Here is a 17,528-nt window from a genome sequence, read left to right on the forward strand (position 1 = left end):
GCCCGAAACCGACCCCGCCCCACTGATCCCACAACCACCGCCGGGGCAAGATGACCAGGTGAACGCGCCCAGACGAGGCCGGCCCGCCGGTCCCACCGGACCGGTCGTCGGCCGTGCCCTCCACCTCCTCGGCGCGTTCGACGCCGACCACCGCGAGCTGACCCTGAGCGAGCTGGCGCGACGGGCGGACCTGCCGTTGTCGACCGCGCACCGGCTGCTGAACGAGTTCTGCGAGTGGGGCGCGGTCGAGCGGGGCGCCGACGGCCTCTACCGGATCGGGCTGCGGTTGTGGGAGCTCGGCTCGCTCGCGCCGCGCGGTCCCGGGCTGCGCGAGGCCGCCTTGCCGTTCCTGGAGGACCTGTCGCTGGTCACCAGGGAGAACGTGCAGCTGGCCGTGCGGGAGGGCACCGAGCTGGTCTTCGTGGAACGGATCGCGGGGTCCGGTGCGGTGCCGGTGCTCACGCGGGTCGGCGGGCGGTTCGCGCTCACCGCCACCGGGGTCGGGCTGGTGTTGCTGGCGCACGCCCCGGTCGAGGTGCAGGAGGAGGTGCTGGGCAGCCCGATCGACCGGTACACCGACCGGACGGTCACCGATCCGGTGCGGCTGCGCCGGATGCTCGCCGAGACCAGGTCGAACGGGTTCTCGATCAGCGACCGCCAGGTCACGATGGACGCGCTGTCGGTCGGCGCGCCGATCCGGGACCGGCAGGGTGCGGTCGTCGCGGCGGTCTCGCTCGTGGTGCGGCACGGGAGCACCACGCCGCACGCGCTGGCGCGGCTCGTGCGCACCAGCGCTCAGGCGATCTCACGCGCCCTCTCGGGTTAAGAGCTTCCATTTTACGGAAACCGATCTACGGCTCGGGTCGTGGTCTGGGTCACGCTGTGCCCTTCCCACCACGGAGAAGGAGCGCCGATGCCAGGCTTCCCGCGCGACCAGTGGTACGTCGCCGCCTACGGGTCCGAGATCGGGCACGACCTGTTCAGCCGCACCGTCTGCGGCGAGCCTATCCTGTTCTGGCGCACCCGCGACGGAGCGGTCACGGCGATGGCGGACCGGTGCGTGCACCGGCGGTTCCCGTTGTCGCAGCCACCGTCGCGGCTCGTCGACGACCAGGTGGTCTGCGGCTACCACGGTTTCACCTACGACGCGGGCGGCAAGTGCGTCGCCGTGCCGGGGCAGACGCGGATTCCGCGCACCGCGCGGCTTTCGCCATACCCCGTGGTCGAGCAGGACTCGTTCGTGTGGGTCTTCATCGGCGACCCGGCCAACGCCGACGCGACGAAGATCCCGCGCGCACCGTGGCTCGTCGCGCCCGACTACACCACGGTGTCGGGCATGGAACCGTTGAACGCCAGGTACGAGCTGCTCGTCGACAACCTGCTCGACCTCTCCCACGAGACCTACCTGCACGGCGGTTACATCGGCACGCCGGAGGTGGCCTCCACGCCCATCACGACCGAAGTGGACGAGGACGCGGGCATCGTCTACGTCTCACGGCACATGGACGACGCCGAATGCCCGCCGTTCTACTCGAAGTCGACCGGCCTGCAGGGCAGGATCGCGCGCTGGCAGGACATCGAGTACACGCCGCCGTGCCTGTACAAGCTGCACAGCCGCATCGCGCCGGTCGGGTCCGTGCCCAACCCGGACGGCAGCGACCCGGACGCGTTCCACGTCGAGGTCGTGTACGCGATCACGCCGGAGACCGAGACCTCCACGCACGACTTCTGGGCGGTGGCACGGGACTTCGCGCTCGGCGACGAGGAGGTCTCGGCGTTCCTCGCGGAGAACAACCGCACGGTGGTCCTGCAGGACGTCGTCGCCCTGAACGTGCTGGAGCAGGTCATCGCCAACGAACCCGAGGGCTACCAGGAGCTGTCGATCAACATCGACACCGGTGGGCTCGCCGCGCGGCGGATGCTCAAGCGCCTGTGTGAGAAGGCATGAACGCGCTGACCGGCAACCGCGTGTTCCGCATCCACTGGGTGCTCGGCACCGATCGGCTCCGCGCGGTCTGCCACTGCTCCGCCGAACGCGAGTTCGAGGATCCCGTCGAGCTGTGGGAATGGCTGCTCGACCACCCCGTGGGACACGCGCCGTGAAACTGTTGCTGGAGAAGAAGGAAACGATCGCGGACGGCGTGGTGCGGCTGACGTTGCGGCACCCGGACGGTGACCCGCTGCCCGCCTGGACACCGGGTGCGCACGTCGACCTCGTGCTCGCCGACGGCCTGGTCCGCCAGTACTCGCTGTGCGGTGACCCGGCCGACCGGACGGTCCTGCGGGTCGCCGTCCTCCGCGAGGAGGCGGGGCGCGGCGGCTCGCGGCACGTGCACGACGTGCTCGCCGCCGGGCAGCTGGTCGAGGTGGACGGACCGCGCAACCACTTCGAGCTCGTCGAGGCCAAGCGCTACCTGTTCGTCGCGGGCGGCATCGGCATCACGCCGATCCTGCCGATGATCGGCCAGGTCGCCGCGTCCGGGCACGACTGGCGGCTCGTCTACGGTGGCAGGACCCGGTCGTCCATGGCGTTCCGCGACGAGCTGGAACGGCTGGACCAGGTCGAGATCCGTCCCCAGGACGAGTACGGCCTGCTGGACCTGGACGCGCTGCTCGGTGAACCGGAGGAAGGCACCGCGGTGTACTGCTGCGGGCCGGAACCCCTGCTGGCCGCCGTCGAGCAACGCTGCGCGATCTGGCCGAAGGGGACACTCCACGTCGAACGGTTCGCACCGAAACCCGGTGCGGCACAAGGGCCGCGGCACGAGTTCGAGGTCGAGCTGGCGGAGACCGGCACGGTGCTGAAGGTGCCGCCGGAGAAGTCCGTGCTCGAAGTCGTGGAGCAGGCGGGCGTGTCCGTGCTGTCGTCCTGTCAGGAAGGCACCTGCGGCACCTGCGAGACGGTGGTGCTCGACGGCACTCCCGACCACCGCGACTCCGTTCTCACCGCGGAGGAACGGGAGACCGCGGACGTGATGATGATCTGCGTGTCCCGGTCGCGTTCACCGCGCCTGGTGCTGGACCTCTGAACAGGGCACCACCGGACAGCGAACAGACACTTGACAGTTCAACCAAGCACCAGCATGCTTTCTATATCAGGATTCCTTATATTCGAAACCCTGATACCGAGCTCGACGAGGAGCTGAACCATGCGCGGTACCTAGGGCCCGGTCAGAGCGGCGCGGCACCGGTTGAGCAGGTCGTGCAGCGCGGTTCGCTCGCCCTTGTCGAGCCTGCTCACCATCCGTTCCTCGATCGCCGCGATCTCGTCGGCGTGCTCGTCGAGGAACGCCCTGCCCTTGTCCGTGAGGCTGATCAGCAACCTCCTGCCGTGCGCGGGGTCCTGCTCGCGGACGATCAGCTCACGCCGCTCCAGCGCGGCGACCATGTCGGTCATCGTCTGCGCGGTCACGAACGAGTTCCGCGCCAGTTCCGCTGACGTGAGGCCGTCCCGCCCGGCCAGCACGGTCAGCGCGGTGTACTGCAGGGTCGTCACGCCGGCGGGGCGCAGCACCTCGTCCATGAGCGCGCGCACCGCGAGCTCCACCTGCTTGACCTCGTACATCAGCGACGGCCGCAAGGTGCCTCACCTTCCCCGATCGATCTCCCCGAACACCCGAAGCCTGTCACAGGAAGGCAAACCCACATGACCACAGTCGACGACCGGCCTGCCGCGACGGTGCGGCGCCCCGACGTCAAGCCGGGCAGGTTGTTCATCGGGGGCCGGTGGCAGGAGTCGGCGGAGGGCGGCCGGATCAACGTCGTCGACCCGTCCACGGGGTCGGTCGTGACGTCGGTCGCGCGGGCCGGCACGGCGGACGTGAACGACGCGGTCGACGCGGCACGGGCGGCGTTCGACGGCTGGGCGGCGACGCCGGGCAGGCACCGCGCCCGGATCCTGCACCGCGTCGCCGGCGGCGTGCGCGCCAGAGCCGACGAGCTGGTCGCGGTGGAGAGCCTGGACGTCGGCAAGCCGGTCGCGCTGTGCCGCCCGGTCGACGTGGAGACGACCGCCGAGCAGTACGAGTACTACGCGGCGCTGGCGCAGACCCTCGACGGAGCAACGCGGCAGATCCCGCTGCCCGTGCACGCCTACACCCGGCGCGAACCGGTCGGGGTGGTCGCGGCGATCACCCCGTTCAACTTCCCGCTGATCCTGTCCAGCTCGAAGATCGCGCCGGCGCTCGCGGCCGGCAACACGGTCGTGCACAAGCCCGCGGAGGACACGCCGCTCAGCGCGTTGCTGATGGCCGAGATCCTCGCGGAGGCGGGCGTGCCCGACGGCGTGGTCAACGTGGTGACCGGGTACGGCACCGAGATCGGCGAGCACCTGCTGCGCCACCCCGGCGTCGACAAGGTGGCCTTCACCGGGTCGACGACCGTGGGCAGGCACGCGGCGAGCGTGGCGGGCGCGCAGCTCAAGCCGATGACGATGGAGCTGGGCGGCAACGCGGCGCACATCATCTTCGACGACGCCGACCTCGACAAGGCGATCGGCGCGGCCATCAAGGGTTTCGTGTTCAACACCGGCCAGTTCTGCATGGGCGGCCCCAGGCTGCTCGTCGCCGCACCGCTCTACGACGCCGTCGTCGAGGCGCTCGCCGGTGCCGTGCCGCACGTCCCGCTCGGTGACCCGTTCGACCCGGCGACCGTGATCGGCCCGATGGCGGGCGAACGCCATCTGTCCAAAGTGGAAGGCTATGTCGCGCAGGCGAAGGCGGACGGTGGCCGGATCGTCGCGGGTGGACGGCGGGCCGACCGGGCCGGTTTCTTCTACGAGCCGACGGTGATCGCGGACCTGCCGGACTACTCCCCCGTCGTGCGGGAGGAGATCTTCGGCCCGGTGCTCACCGTGCAGCGGTTCGAGACCGAGGACGAGGCGATCGCGATGGCCAACGGCACGCCCTACGGCCTCGCGGCCGGGCTGCAGACCGAGAACCTCGCCCGCGCGCACCGGGTGGCCGCGCGGCTGCAGGCGGGCATCGTCTGGGTCAACGACTGGGCCATGCTCGACCCCGCGATCCCGTTCGGCGGCGTCAAGGACTCCGGGTACGGCCGGGAGTACGGGCCGGAGGCGCTCGCCGCCTACACGCGCACCAAGTCCGTCGTCATCTCACTGGCCTGAGGAGCAAAGCCATGTCCACCACAACAACGGCGGCCGTGGTCGAGTCCGCCGGTTCCGGGTTCGCGCTCACCGAGGTGGCACTCGACGACCTGCGGCCGGACGAGGTGCGCGTGCGCGTCGTCGCCGCCGGCGTCTGCCACACCGACCTCGGCGTCGCGGGCGGTCACCTGCCGTTCCCGCTGCCGGGCGTGCTCGGCCACGAGGGTGCCGGGATCGTCGAGGAGGTCGGCACCGCGGTCACCAAGGTCGCGGTGGGCGACCAGGTGCTGCTGAGCTACACCTCGTGCGGCCGCTGCCAGAACTGCCGCGAGGGTCACCCCGCCTACTGCGACACCTGGCTGCCGTCGAACCTCATCGGCGGCGAACGGGCCGACGGGACGTCGCCGATCTCCCGCGACGGCGTCCCGCTCGGCGGCCGCTTCTTCGGCCAGTCGAGCTTCGCCCACCACGCCGTGGTCGACGAACGCAGCGTGGTGAAGGCGCCCGCCGACGCCCCGCTCGACCTGCTCGCCCCGCTCGGCTGCGGGGTCATGACCGGCGCCGGCGCGGTCTGGCACGTACTCGCCCCGCGACCCGGCGCCACCCTCCTCGTCACCGGCGCCGGCGCGGTCGGCCTCTCCGCGGTCATGGCGGCCAGACTGACCCCGGCGACTCGCATCATCGCGGTCGACCGCGTCCCGGAAAGGCTTGCGCTGGCGGCCGAGCTGGGTGCCACCGACACTGTGGACACGAACACCGAGGACCTCGGGGAGGCGGTCGCGAAGCTCACGTCCGGCCGCGGCGTGGACGGCGTCGTGGAGACCACCGGCAACGCCGACGTGCTCGGCGTCGCGATCTCCTCGCTCGCGACCCGCGGCACGGCGGTGATCGTCGGCGCGCCCGCGTTCGGCACCCAGGTGCCGGTCAACGTGAACTTCATGCTGCCCGGCCGCCGGATCGTCGGCCTCACCATGGGCGACGCCGAGACGCAGTCGCTGATCCCGGTGCTCGTCGAGCTCGTGACCGCGGGCCGGATGCCGATCGACCGGCTGATCACCCACTACGAGTTCGGTGACATCCAGCAGGCGGTCGACGACGCGCTGGCGGGCGTCACCATCAAACCCGTGCTGCGACTGGGGTGAGCCGATGATGATGATCGGACCGGGCAACTCCGGCCTCGGCAGCTGGCCGGCCCGCCGCGCGCGCATCTCCCCGCACCGCACGGCACTCGTGCAGGCGGACCGCGCGCTGACCTACACCGAGCTCGCCCGCCGGGTCGACGGGCTGGCGGCCGTGCTGGCCGGGCGCGGCGTGCGACCCGGCGACCGGGTCGCCTACCTGGGCGTCAACGACATCAGCGTGTTCGAGACGTTGTTCGCGACGGCGTTGTGCGGGGCGATCTTCGTGCCGCTGAACTACCGGCTGTCCGGCGCGGAGATCGGGTACATGCTCACCGACAGCGGCGCGTCCCTGCTGGTGCACAGCGCGGACGCCGACGAGCTGGTCGCGTCGGTGTCCGGGCCGCTGCCGGGCGTGCTGCGCACGGAGGACTTCGACGCGGAGATCACCGCTGCCGGTGCGCCGCCCTCGGCCGGGGTGACGCTCGACGACCCGTGCCTGCTGCTCTACACCTCCGGCACGACCGGCAAGCCGAAGGCGGCTGTGCTCACGCACGGCAACCTCACCTGGAACACCGTCAACCAGCTCGCCCACTTCGACGTGCTCAGCACCGACCGGGCGCTGTGCATCGCGCCGTTGTTCCACTGCGTCGGCCTCGGCCAGATCACGTTGCCGACGTTGTTCAAGGGCGGCAGCGTCGAACCGGTCGCCAGGTTCGACCCCGGCACGATCCTCGCGCGCATCGCGGAAGCGGGGATCACCGGTTTCTCGGCCGTGCCGACGATGCTGCAGATGATGTGCCAGGACCCGTCCTGGGACACGACCGACCTCAGCTCGCTGACCTGCGTGCTCTACGGCGGATCGCCGGTGCAGGAACGGGTCGCGCGGGCGTGGCTCGACCGAGGTGTCCGGTTGTTGCAGGGCTACGGCATGACGGAGGCCTCCCCCGGCGTGTCGATGGGCACCCACGACGGCACTCTCGCACATCCGGTTTCGGCCGGTGTCCCGCACTTCTTCACCGATCTCGCGGCGCTCGGCCAGGACGATCGCCCCAGGCCCCTCCGCGCGGAACCGGCCGAGCTGCTCGTCCGCGGGCCGAACGTGTTCACCGGGTACTGGAACCGTCCACAGGAGACTCGCGACAGCTTCGTCGGCGACGAGTGGTTCCGCACCGGTGACGTGGTGCGGACCGACGACGACGGCTGGAACTACGTGGTCGACCGGGTGAAGGACCTGTTCATCTCCGGTGGCGAGAACGTCTACCCCGCCGAGGTGGAGGCCGTCGCCGTGCAGCTCGACGAGGTCGAGGCGTGCGCGGTGGTCGGGGTGTCCGACGAGCGCTGGGGCGAGGTCGGCGTCGCCTACGTCGTCACCCGCACCGATCTCCCCGAGAGCGCGCTGCGGTCGCACCTGGTCGCGAACCTGGCCCGTTACAAGGTGCCCAAGCACGTGGTGTTCGTGGATTCCTTGCCGCGCAACGCCACCGGCAAGATCCGCCGCGTCGAGCTGCGGGCGCGGGCGGCCGCCACCTTCACCGCGAGCTGACGTACGTCCACAGTGGAGTGAGGCAGGCCGGCGGCCTGCCTCCCCGGCGCGATGTTCGTCGAACGACGCAGGTACTTGTTCGGCAAAATCTTGACGGCCGTCACCAATCTGAATACTTTCGGGTCTCCGGAATCCCTGACCGGAGGTCGATGATGACCACACGCAGAACACTCGTCACACTCGTCAGCGCCCTGCTCACGCTCGCCGGCGTGGTCCTCGCACCGCAGGCGTCCGCCGCGTCACTGGTGGAAGTGACCAACTTCGGCGACAACCCGGGCCGGATGCGCATGCACGTCTACGTGCCGGACACCCACCCGGCCAAGCCCGCGATCGTGGTGGCCATGCACGGCTGCGGCGGCTCGGGCCCCGGCTTCTACTCGGGCAGCGAGTTCGCCTCGCTCGCCAACAGGTACGGGTTCATCGTCATCTACCCGAGTGCGCAACAGGAGGCCGGGTTCGGCAAGTGCTTCGACACCTGGTCCGACGCGGCGAAACGCCGTGGCGGCGGCAGCGACCCCGTCTCGATCGTCTCAATGGTGACCTACGCCGAGCAGCATTACAGCGGTGACGCGAACCGGGTCTTCGTCACCGGATCGTCGTCCGGCGGCATGATGACCAACGAGATGCTCGCGCTCTACCCGGACGTCTTCAAGGCGGGCGCGGCGTTCATGGGCGTGCCGTTCAACTGCTTCGCGAACGCCGCGGACTACCCGCCGGGACGCAGCAAGTGCACCGGCGGCAGCATGAACCGCACGCCGCAGCAGTGGGGTGACGCCGTCCGGCAGGCCTACCCCGGCTACACCGGACCTCGCCCGCGAGTGCAGCTGTGGCACGGCACCGCCGACAACCTCGTGCCGTACTCCTTGCTGCAGGAGGAGATCGAGCAGTGGACCAACGTGTTCGGGCTGAGCCAGACACCGACGTCCACCGACACCCCGCGGGCCGGCTGGAACCGCCGCAAGTACGCCGACAAGGTCGAGGCCTACAGCATCCAGGGCGCCGGGCACAGCCTGCCGTCCGCCGGCATGGCCGCGGTCGCCGTCGAGTTCTTCGGCATCACCAGCTGAGCTGATGGGGTGGTTTCCGTTGCCTGGCAGCGGAAACCACCCCGTCCTCAGATCAGCTTCCAGGCGCCTTCCAGCGTGTGCCGGATGATCTGCTCCATCTCGTCGAAGTGGGACTGGTCGCAGATCAGCGGCGGCGAGAGCTGGACGACCGGTTCGGCGCGGTCGTCGGCGCGGCAGTACAGGCCGTTCTCGAACAAGGTGGTGGACACGAACCCCTTGAGGATGCGTTCGGACTCCTCCGCGGTGAAGCTGGTCTTGGCGTCCTTGTCCTTGACCAGCTCGATGCCGTAGAAGAAGCCGGTGCCGCGGACGTCACCGACGATCGGCAGGTCCCTGAGCTTGTCCAAAGTGGACCTGAACGCGTCCTCATTGGACAGCACGTGCCCGTAGAGGTCCTCGCGCTCGATCAGGTCGAGGTTGGCGAGCGCCACCGCGCACGACACCGGGTGGCCGCCGTAGGTCGAGCCGTGCATGAAGATCGTGCCGTCCTGGCGGAACGGCTCCATCAGCCGTTCGTCGACCAGCACCGCGCCGAGCGGGGCGTAACCGGACGTGAGTCCCTTGGCCGTGGTGATCATGTCGGGCCGGTAGCCGTAGCGCTGGGCGCCGAAGGTGTGCCCGAGGCGGCCGATCGCGCAGACCACCTCGTCCGACACGAGCAGCACGTCGTGCCGGTCGCAGATCTCGCGGACGCGCTGGAAGTAGCCGGGCGGTGGCGGGAAGCAGCCACCGGTGTTCTGCACCGGTTCGAGGAACACCGCGGCCACGGTGTCCGCACCCTCGAACAGGATGGCCTGCTCGATCTGGTCCGCGGCCCACCTGCCGAACGCCTCGTAGTCGTCGGCGTGTTCGGTCGCGCGGTAGAAGTTGGTGTTCGGCACCCGGATCGTGCTGGGCACGAGCGGTTCGAAGTCCTTCTTCAGCGCGGGCAGCCCGGTGATCGACAGGGCACCCTGCGAGGTCCCGTGGTAGGCGAGCGAGCGGCTGATGACCTTGTGCTTGGTCGGCCTGCCGGTGAGCTTGAAGTAGTTCTTGGCGAGCTTCCACGCCGTTTCGACGGACTCGCCGCCGCTGACGGTGAAGAAGACCCGGTTGAGATCGCCCGGCGCGTCGGCGACCAGGCGCTCGGCCAGCTCGATCGCTCTCGGGTGGGCGGCCGACCAGAGCGGGAAGTAGGCGAGCTCGCGCGTCTGCCGGGCGGCGGCCTCGGCGAGCTCCTCGCGGCCGTGGCCGACCTGGACGGCGAACAGGCCGGCGAGCCCGTCGAGATACCGCCTGCCCTCGGTGTCCCAGACGTACGCGCCCTCGCCGCGCGCGATGACGGGCACGGCGTGGTCATCGGCGGCGGAGTGGCGCGTGAAGTGCAACCAGAGATTGTCAAGCGGCATGACTACGTTTATCGCACACGTAACGCAGGAAGGCAAGCGAATCAGTAGATGGATGCGCTTGATGCAACGAAATCCGCAGTCAGCGAGTGCCCCACTGGTAGGACTGCTTGCGCAGCGAGAGGTAGACCAGCACCTCGGTGTCGGCGACCCCCGGCAACGTGCGCACGCGACGGGAGATCAGATCGAGCAGGGCGGCGTCGTCCTCGCACACGATCTCGCACAGCACGTCGAAGCGACCGGCGCAGATCACGACGTACGCGACCTCGTCGATCTCGGCGAGCGCGTCGGCCACGGGCTCGATCGGTCCCTGCACCTTGACCGCGACGAGCGCCTGCCGGAAGAGGCCGACCTGCAGCGGGTCGGTGACCGCGACGATCTGGATGACACCGGCGTCCGACAGGCGCTGCACGCGCTGACGCACGGCCGCCTCGGACAGTCCGACCGCCTTGCCGATCGCGGCGTACGGCCGGCGGCCGTCCTGCTGGAGCTGCTCGATGATCGCCTTCGAGACGTCGTCGATGATCAGCTGGTTGCGGTCGTCCGCTGGGCTCGTCCTCTTCACGCGCACAGTATGACCACATGACCACCGGTCAGGCGGCAAGACGCGACCATCGCAATCCGCCTACGGTTCCGGTAGCTTGAGTGCATCTGAACTACTGATTTCGTTGCCATCAGGCTCGGAAACCGAGGAGAAGCACCGTGACGCTGGAGCTGCGCAACTTCGTCGGCGGCGAGCACACCGGCACCGCCGAGGACCACCGGGCGGACCTCGTCGACCCCGCGACCGGTGAGGTGTTCGGCACCGCGCCGGTCTCCGGTGCCGAGGACGTCGACGCCGCCTGCCGGGTCGCGGCGAAGGCGTTCGAGACCTGGGGTGAGTCGACGCCCGCCCAACGGCAGCGGGCGCTGCTCGCGTTCGCCGACCTGGTCGAGGAGCACGCCGACGAGCTCGTGCGGGCCGAAAGCCGCAACACCGGCAAGCCCCTCGGGCTCACGGCCACCGAGGAACTGCCCGCCGCGGTGGACCACCTGCGGTTCTTCGCGGGTGCCGCGCGGGTGCTCGAAGGCAAGGCCGCGGCCGAGTACCTGCCCGGCCACACGAGCTTCGTCCGGCGGGAGCCGATCGGTGTCGTCGGTCAGGTGACGCCGTGGAACTACCCGCTGCTGATGGCGGTGTGGAAGATCGCCCCCGCGCTCGCGGCGGGCAACACGGTCGTGCTCAAGCCGTCCGACACCACCCCGGTGACGACTCTGCGGCTGGCCGAGCTCGCGGCCGAGGTGCTGCCGGCGGGCGTGTTCAACGTCGTGTGCGGCGGCCCCGAAACCGGACGGGCCTTGGTGGAGCACGAGATCCCGCAGCTCGTGGCGATCACCGGTTCGGTGCGGGCCGGCAGCGCCGTGGCGACCTCGGCGGCACGCGACCTCAAGCGCGTGCACCTCGAGCTCGGAGGCAAGGCACCGGTCGTCGTGTTCGACGACGCCGACGTCGAGGCCGCCGCCGCCGGGATCGCCACGGCGGGTTACTTCAACGCGGGCCAGGACTGCACGGCCGCCACCCGCGTGCTCGTCGGGCCGCGTGTCCACGACGACTTCGTGGCCGCGCTCACCTCGCAGGCCAGGAGCACGACGACGACCTACCTCAAGGGCGCCGACGACCCCGACGCGCTCGTCCCGCCGGTGAACAACGCAAGGCAGTTCGCGCACGTCACCGGCTTCCTCGACCGCGTGCCCGGCCACGCGGAGATCACCGCGGGCGGCCGCAGGCAGGGCGACCGGGGCTTCTTCGTCGAACCGACGGTCGTGACCGGGCTGCGGCAGGACGACGAGATGGTGCAGCGGGAGATCTTCGGCCCGGTCATCACCGTGCAGCGGTTCACCGACGAGGACCAGGCCGTCACGTGGGCCAACGGTGTCGACTACGGCCTCGCGTCCAGCGTGTGGACCCGCGACTTCGGGCGCGCCATGCGGATGAGCAAGCGGCTGGACTTCGGCTGCGTGTGGATCAACGCGCACATCCCGCTGGTGGCCGAAATGCCGCACGGCGGCTTCAAACAGTCCGGTTACGGCAAGGATCTTTCGCTGTACGGGTTCGAGGAGTACACGAGGATCAAGCACGTCATGGCGAACATCGAGTCCTGACAGGAGAACCGCATGAGCCGCTACGGCGCCCAGTACGGACCGGACGTCACGTTCCTGGGCGTCGACCGGTGCAGCCTCGACGACCCCGGCTCCTTCGCCGGGGCGGACGTCGTCGTCCTCGGCGCACCGTTCGACGGCGGCACCTCCCACCGCCCCGGCACGCGCTTCGGCCCGCAGGCCATCCGCACCACCGACTACCTCCCCCACGACGGCTCGCGCCCCAGCCTCGCCCTGCGCGCCGACGGCCTGCGGGACCTGCGCGTGCTCGACGCCGGTGACGTGGAGATGCCGCCCGGCGACATCGTTTCCGCGCTGGCCGCCCTGGAACGCGCGGTGGAGACGGTCGCCCGTTCCGGCGCGATCCCGGTAGTCCTCGGCGGCGACCACTCGATCGCGTTCGCCGACGCCAAGGGCATCGCCAACGTCGTGGGGCACGGCCGGATCTCCATGCTGCACTTCGACGCGCACGCCGACACCGGCGACATCGAGTTCGGCTCACTGTGGGGCCACGGCCAGCCGATGCGCCGGCTGATCGAGTCCGGGGCGCTGCGCGGCGACCGGTTCCTGCAGATCGGGTTGCGCGGCTACTGGCCCCCGCCCGAGACGCTGGCCTGGATGGCGGCCCAGCGCATGCGGTCCTACGAGATGACCGAGATCGGGTTGCGCGGCCTGGAAGCCTGCCTGACCGAGGCGTTCGGCATCGCCGTGGACGAGTGCGAGGGCGTGTTCCTGTCCGTGGACATCGACGTGTGCGACCCCGGCCACGCACCCGGCACCGGCACCCCGGAACCGGGCGGCCTGTCCGCACGCCAGCTGCTCGACTCGGTCCGCCGGATCTGCCTGGAGCTGCCGGTCGCAGGCATCGACGTGGTCGAGGTGAGCCCGCCGTACGACCACGCCGACATCACCGCCGCGCTCGCCAACCGCGTGGTGCTGGAGGCGCTGTCGGCGATCGCCCGCCGCCGCCGTGACGAGGCGGACGGCACCCGCTGGGACCCGTCCCTGCCACTGCTGGCAGACCGCCCGGCGCCAACCCCAGCCGACTGACCCCGCCCCTCCTGCCTTGCTCCACGCGGGGCCCTCCCGTACTCCAGAAGGGTACGAAAGCTCCCCGCGTACCCCAGAACAACCACCGACATAGCGAACCAAGCCCGCGTCGCCGACACCACGCGGGGGCCTCGCGTGCGCCAAGAGCGAACGAAAGCTCCCCGCGTGCACTTCGGCGGGCGGGGTCAGCGGGCGAGGGCGGACTCGGTAGACGAGGCGGCGCGGTGCACGATCACGCCGCCGACCGCGGTCAGCGCGATCGGCGCGTCGGCGAGCTCGTCGGGACCGGCCCGCAGCGGGTCGACGGTGAACGCGGTGAAGTCCGCACGTCCGCCGACCGCGATCCGGCCACCGCCGGGCTCGCCCGCGGCCAGCGCGGCGTGCGAGGTGTAGCCCTCCAGGGCCATCCGGGCCGTGAGTCCCTGTGCCGGTCCCACGGGCGGCACGTCGGGTTCGAGGGCCGGGCGGCGCAGCATCGCCTCGGCCAGGCCGTGGCGGGCGTCGAACGGGGCGACCGGCCAGTCCGAGCCCAGGACGACGGGCACCCCGGCGTCGCGCAGGTCGCGGCAGCGCCAGGCGCGGTCCGCCCGTTCCGCGCCCAGGCGGGACGACCAGTTGTCGCTGTGGTCGGCTCTGGTGAAGTGGCCGCAGTGGATGGGTTGCATGCTCGCCACCACGCCCTGCCGGCGGAAGCGCTCGATCAGGGCACCCGGCAGGGTTTCGAGGTGCTCGACGCGGTGCGGCACGGTGGCGGAACGGGTGACGCCGTCGAGGGCGTTCAGGACGTGACGGACGGCGGCATCGCCGATGGCGTGGGTGGCGGTGGGGACGCCGGCGGCCGCGAGCCTGCGCAGGGCCCAGGTGTAGTCGTCGACGTCGGGCCAGAGCGCGTCGGTCGACTCCCCCAGCGCGTCGGGTGTCTCCAGCCAGGCGGTGCCGTTGTCGATCGTGCCGTCGAGCATGAACTTGACCGCGCCGACGTGCCAGCGGCGGCCGCCGCGGCCCTGCGCCGCGATCAGGTCCGCGAGGCCGTCCGCGTCCACGCCGGGGTCGCACCAGGGCGCGAACCGCAGCCGCAACGACAGGTCGGCGAGGTCCTCGGCGGCGGCGAGGACCTCCTCGCTGTCGCCGAGCAGGTCCATGACATGACCGCCGGTCAACCCGGTGGCGGCCATCGACCGCAGCAGCTCGTGCAGCCTGGCCGCACGGACCGCGACCGGCTGCACCGGGACGTGGGCGAGCACCAGTTCCATCGCCGCCGACTCGTGCAACAGCCCGGTGGGACGGCCGTCCTCGCCGCAGACCACGGTCGAACGCTGGTCGAACTTCCTGGGGCCGTCGACGCCCGCGATCCGCAACGCGGCTGCCGTCACGAGCGCCGAGTGCGCGTCGAACAGCCGGACGAAGGCAGGCCTGCCGCCGACCGCGTTCTCGATCAACGACCCGGTGAGCGGCCGGCCGGCGAACACGTTCGGGTCGAGTCCCCACGCCTGCACCCAGGCGTCGGGGGCGCGGGACGCGGCGGCCTCGGCGAGCAGCCGGTGCACCTCCGCCGGGTCGCGCGCGCCGGACAGGTCGACGCCGGCGGTGAGGCTCAGCCCCGCGACCGGGTGAATGTGGCCGTCGACCAGACCCGGCGTGAGCACCGCCGGTCCGAGGTCGACGACCTCGGTGCCGGGACCGCGCCAGTCGCGCGCGTCCCTCCTGGAACCGACCGCGCTGATCACACCGTCCCGCACCGCGACCGCCTCCACCGGGCGGAGGCCGACGGCCAGCGTGTGCATCGTGTGAACCGTGTCGGCGCACAGGATGAGGTCCGCATTCACGCGGCAACCTCCTGAACGGCCGGTCCCTCACCAACGCGCGCGTAGGTCTCCGGACGACGATTGCGCAACCAGACCGCGAGCACGCCACCCACGAGCAGCGTCACCGGAACGATGCCGACCAGCACGACGTTGACGCTCGTCGGCGCGTTGGTGAGCAAGCCGACGTTGCTGATCAACACGTAGGTCGCCGCCGCCAGCAGCACTGTGGACACGACCGCGGCCGTCAACGCCACCGGTGTGCTCGCGGACTTGTTTCGCCGCAAGAAGTACACGACGCACGCGACCGCGGTGAGCGCCTGCAGCACGACGATGCCGACGACGCCGGGAGTGTTCACCCACAGCAGCAGACCGGTGATCGGGTCGGCCCCGGCGAGCGCGAACCCGCCGATGACGATCACCGCGAAGACCGTCTGGAGGGCGCTCGCGCGGTACGGCGAGCCGAAGCGCGGGTGGACCTCGCCGATCCAGGCGGGCAGCACGCCGTCCTGGGACAGCGCGTGGGTGTAGCGGGTGATCGCGTTGTGGAACGCGATCTGCGAGGCGTAGACGCTGGAGATCACGAGCAGGCGCATCAGCGTGGCCGCCCACGGTCCGACGTAGGTCTCGGTGGCCGCGAAGAACAACCCGGCGACGTTCTCCGAGGCAGCGCCGACGACCTTGTCGCTGCCGAACCCGATCACGACGGACCAGAGGATCACGCAGTAGAACACCGCCATGAACCCGACGGCGAAGTAGGTCGCGCGGGGAATGGTCCGCTCCGGGTCACGGGCCTCCCGGCGGTACAGGGCGGTGGACTCGAAGCCCATGAACGCGGCGAAGGCGAACGCGAGCACACCGCCCATGCCGGGGTTGAACGCCGCCGCCGCGGTGAAGGACGCACCGTCCACACCGGACGCACCACCGTGCGTGAAGACCCCGATGGCCATCACCACGAGGATTCCCGACTCCAGGATCAGCAGGACGCCGAGCACCTTCGCGCCGACGTCGATGCCCAGCCAGGCGATGACGAGCACCAGACCGAGGGCGATCAACGCGATGACCGGCCACGGCACGTTCACCCCGAACAGGTCGGCCAGTGTCGCTCGGGTCTGCGCGGCGAACAGGCCGTAGACCCCGATCTGCAGCGTGTTGTACGACACCAGCGCCAGCAGTGCGGCCGCCAGCCCCCAGCCCCTGCCGAGCCCCTTGGCGATGTAGGCGTAGAACGCTCCGCCGCCGCTGACGTACCTGGTCATGCGGGTGAACGCGACCGCGAAGATGATCAGCACCGCGCCTGCGGCCAGGTAGGCGACGGGGGCACCGATGCCACCGATCATGAGGCCCAGCGGGGCGACGCCGGCCATGACGGTCAGCGGGGCGGCGGCCGCCACGACCATGAAGACCAGGCCGCCGCTGCCGAGCACGCCGCGTTTGAGCTCTCCCGCCGGTAAGGCTGCGATCTTGTCGTCCGGGGAGGCGGTTCGGGTCATGGCGCGCCCTTTCGCGTGTGTCGGGGGTCACTCGGGCTGTGATTGCCGAATCATTGGCCAACACCCCCTTCAAGTCAAGGTTTTCGTAGCAAGACAGGCCCTCTCGACACGTAAACGGTAGATTTCGAGCGCTTCGGCAACGGAAATAGTTGGACCGACTGTTACGTCCGCGTCGAGGTGGACACCAGACCGGCGGCGTCCGCCCGTGCGGCGGCGATCGCCTGGTCGTCGGCGCCGCACACGCGCAGGCACGCCTCGGCGATGGCGTGGCAGTCCGACGTGTCCGGCACGCGGGTCCGCCGCTGCTGGATCACGACCTCGACGAGCTGGATCAGCATCTCGCCGCGGCGCGCGGTCGCGGCCGGGTCCGGGTCGTCACCGGCGACCTTGGCACCGAGGCGGGCGTAGATGTCCTGCAGCTCCGCGCGGTCCTGGCGGAACAGGTCGTACCGCTCCAGCTGCACCTCGGGCAGCAGGTAGAGCATGCCGATGTTGTGGGGCGCCGTCGCGAGCGTGTGCGCGTCGGCCACGGCCAGGGCGTAGAGCGCGGCCTCCGCGGGCGCGGCCTCCAGCAGGCGGGCGGTCTCCAGGCTCGGCCGCACGGAGGTGCGGAGCAGTTCCAGGAGGATGTCGTCCTTGCCGGCGAAGTGGTAGTAGAGCGACGCCTGTCTGATCCCGACCCGGTCGGCGATGGCACGGGTGGAGGTCGCCGAGAAACCCTGGTCGACGAACAGCGCGGCGGCTGCTTCGAGGATCTGGTCCCGCGGCGACCTGGCACCGTCGTCGGGCGCGTGGCGCGGGCGGCCGGGTCGGGGTCGAGTCAC

The 17,528-nt window shown here is 70.6% G+C and carries 16 protein-coding genes; 10 read left to right on the top strand and 6 right to left on the bottom strand.

What is annotated here, in order from left to right; translation table 11 throughout:
* Nucleotides 1-58 precede the first annotated feature (58 nt).
* The 4 genes from ABZV40_RS36765 (at nucleotide 59) to ABZV40_RS36780 (ending at nucleotide 3,029) form a co-directional block, all read left to right on the top strand.
* A complete protein-coding gene (locus ABZV40_RS36765) occupies nucleotides 59-826 on the top strand; it encodes an IclR family transcriptional regulator (RefSeq protein ID WP_355452622.1) in 768 nt (255 codons plus the stop codon).
* 87 nt (nucleotides 827-913) lie between these two features.
* A complete protein-coding gene (locus ABZV40_RS36770) occupies nucleotides 914-1,948 on the top strand; it encodes an aromatic ring-hydroxylating dioxygenase subunit alpha (protein ID WP_355452625.1) in 1,035 nt (344 codons plus the stop codon).
* Nucleotides 1,945-2,103: a hypothetical protein gene (locus ABZV40_RS36775; RefSeq protein WP_355452628.1), complete on the top strand. Its 159-nt coding sequence runs from the start codon at nucleotides 1,945-1,947 to the stop codon at nucleotides 2,101-2,103. Before ABZV40_RS36770 ends, ABZV40_RS36775 begins: the two co-directional genes overlap by 4 nt.
* Entirely contained in the window at nucleotides 2,067-3,029 is a 963-nt protein-coding gene (locus ABZV40_RS36780; RefSeq protein ID WP_355452631.1) for a PDR/VanB family oxidoreductase, read from the top strand. The genes ABZV40_RS36775 and ABZV40_RS36780 overlap by 37 nt, the downstream gene beginning before the upstream one ends.
* Nucleotides 3,030-3,160: 131 nt before the next feature.
* On the opposite strand, the gene ABZV40_RS36785 is transcribed toward ABZV40_RS36780, so the two are convergent.
* Nucleotides 3,161-3,580, bottom strand: coding sequence for a MarR family transcriptional regulator (locus ABZV40_RS36785; protein ID WP_355452634.1), 420 nt, complete (start codon nucleotides 3,578-3,580; stop codon nucleotides 3,161-3,163).
* Nucleotides 3,581-3,646: 66 nt separating this feature from the next.
* Here ABZV40_RS36785 and ABZV40_RS36790 point away from each other — a divergent pair, with 66 nt between their 5' ends.
* From ABZV40_RS36790 to ABZV40_RS36805, 4 genes are all read left to right on the top strand, one after another.
* A complete protein-coding gene (locus ABZV40_RS36790; RefSeq protein ID WP_355452637.1) occupies nucleotides 3,647-5,125 on the top strand; it encodes an aldehyde dehydrogenase family protein in 1,479 nt (492 codons plus the stop codon).
* An 11-nt stretch (nucleotides 5,126-5,136) separates the two neighbouring features.
* Nucleotides 5,137-6,246 (top strand): NAD(P)-dependent alcohol dehydrogenase, encoded by a 1,110-nt coding sequence (locus ABZV40_RS36795; protein ID WP_355452640.1) that lies wholly within the window; start codon nucleotides 5,137-5,139, stop codon nucleotides 6,244-6,246.
* Between the two features lie 4 nt (nucleotides 6,247-6,250).
* The gene (locus ABZV40_RS36800) at nucleotides 6,251-7,768 is read left to right on the top strand and encodes a long-chain fatty acid--CoA ligase (protein WP_355452643.1); all 1,518 of its coding nucleotides are present in this window, start codon (nucleotides 6,251-6,253) and stop codon (nucleotides 7,766-7,768) included.
* Between the two features lie 152 nt (nucleotides 7,769-7,920).
* Entirely contained in the window at nucleotides 7,921-8,835 is a 915-nt protein-coding gene (locus ABZV40_RS36805) for a PHB depolymerase family esterase (protein WP_355452646.1), read from the top strand.
* Nucleotides 8,836-8,882: 47 nt separating this feature from the next.
* On the opposite strand, the gene ABZV40_RS36810 is transcribed toward ABZV40_RS36805, so the two are convergent.
* Together ABZV40_RS36810 and ABZV40_RS36815 are read right to left on the bottom strand one after the other, a co-directional pair.
* Nucleotides 8,883-10,223 carry an aspartate aminotransferase family protein gene (locus ABZV40_RS36810; RefSeq protein WP_355452649.1) on the bottom strand — a complete coding sequence of 447 codons (1,341 nt, stop codon included), beginning with the start codon at nucleotides 10,221-10,223 and terminating at the stop codon, nucleotides 8,883-8,885.
* A 79-nt stretch (nucleotides 10,224-10,302) separates the two neighbouring features.
* Nucleotides 10,303-10,785, bottom strand: a complete 483-nt coding sequence (locus ABZV40_RS36815; RefSeq protein ID WP_355452652.1) for an Lrp/AsnC family transcriptional regulator — start codon at nucleotides 10,783-10,785, stop codon at nucleotides 10,303-10,305.
* 143 nt (nucleotides 10,786-10,928) lie between these two features.
* Here ABZV40_RS36815 and ABZV40_RS36820 point away from each other — a divergent pair, with 143 nt between their 5' ends.
* Both ABZV40_RS36820 and ABZV40_RS36825 read left to right on the top strand, forming a co-directional pair.
* Nucleotides 10,929-12,362, top strand: coding sequence for a gamma-aminobutyraldehyde dehydrogenase (locus tag ABZV40_RS36820; RefSeq protein WP_355452709.1), 1,434 nt, complete (start codon nucleotides 10,929-10,931; stop codon nucleotides 12,360-12,362).
* A 12-nt stretch (nucleotides 12,363-12,374) separates the two neighbouring features.
* Entirely contained in the window at nucleotides 12,375-13,409 is a 1,035-nt protein-coding gene (locus tag ABZV40_RS36825; protein ID WP_355452655.1) for an agmatinase family protein, read from the top strand.
* Nucleotides 13,410-13,594: 185 nt separating this feature from the next.
* Here ABZV40_RS36825 and ABZV40_RS36830 read toward each other — a convergent pair whose 3' ends face one another.
* The 3 genes from ABZV40_RS36830 to ABZV40_RS36840 form a co-directional block, all read right to left on the bottom strand.
* On the bottom strand, nucleotides 13,595-15,235 hold the full coding sequence (locus tag ABZV40_RS36830; protein WP_355452658.1) for an amidohydrolase: 1,641 nt from the start codon (nucleotides 15,233-15,235) through the stop codon (nucleotides 13,595-13,597).
* The gene (locus tag ABZV40_RS36835; protein WP_355452661.1) at nucleotides 15,232-16,704 is read right to left on the bottom strand and encodes an APC family permease; all 1,473 of its coding nucleotides are present in this window, start codon (nucleotides 16,702-16,704) and stop codon (nucleotides 15,232-15,234) included. The genes ABZV40_RS36830 and ABZV40_RS36835 overlap by 4 nt, the downstream gene beginning before the upstream one ends.
* A gap of 161 nt (nucleotides 16,705-16,865) precedes the next feature.
* Complete coding sequence (locus tag ABZV40_RS36840) at nucleotides 16,866-17,528, bottom strand: helix-turn-helix domain-containing protein (protein WP_355452664.1); 663 nt, start codon at nucleotides 17,526-17,528, stop codon at nucleotides 16,866-16,868.

Origin of the sequence: Lentzea sp. NPDC004782 (assembly GCF_040609115.1) — a bacterium.
In the GTDB taxonomy this organism is placed as follows: domain Bacteria; phylum Actinomycetota; class Actinomycetes; order Mycobacteriales; family Pseudonocardiaceae; genus Lentzea.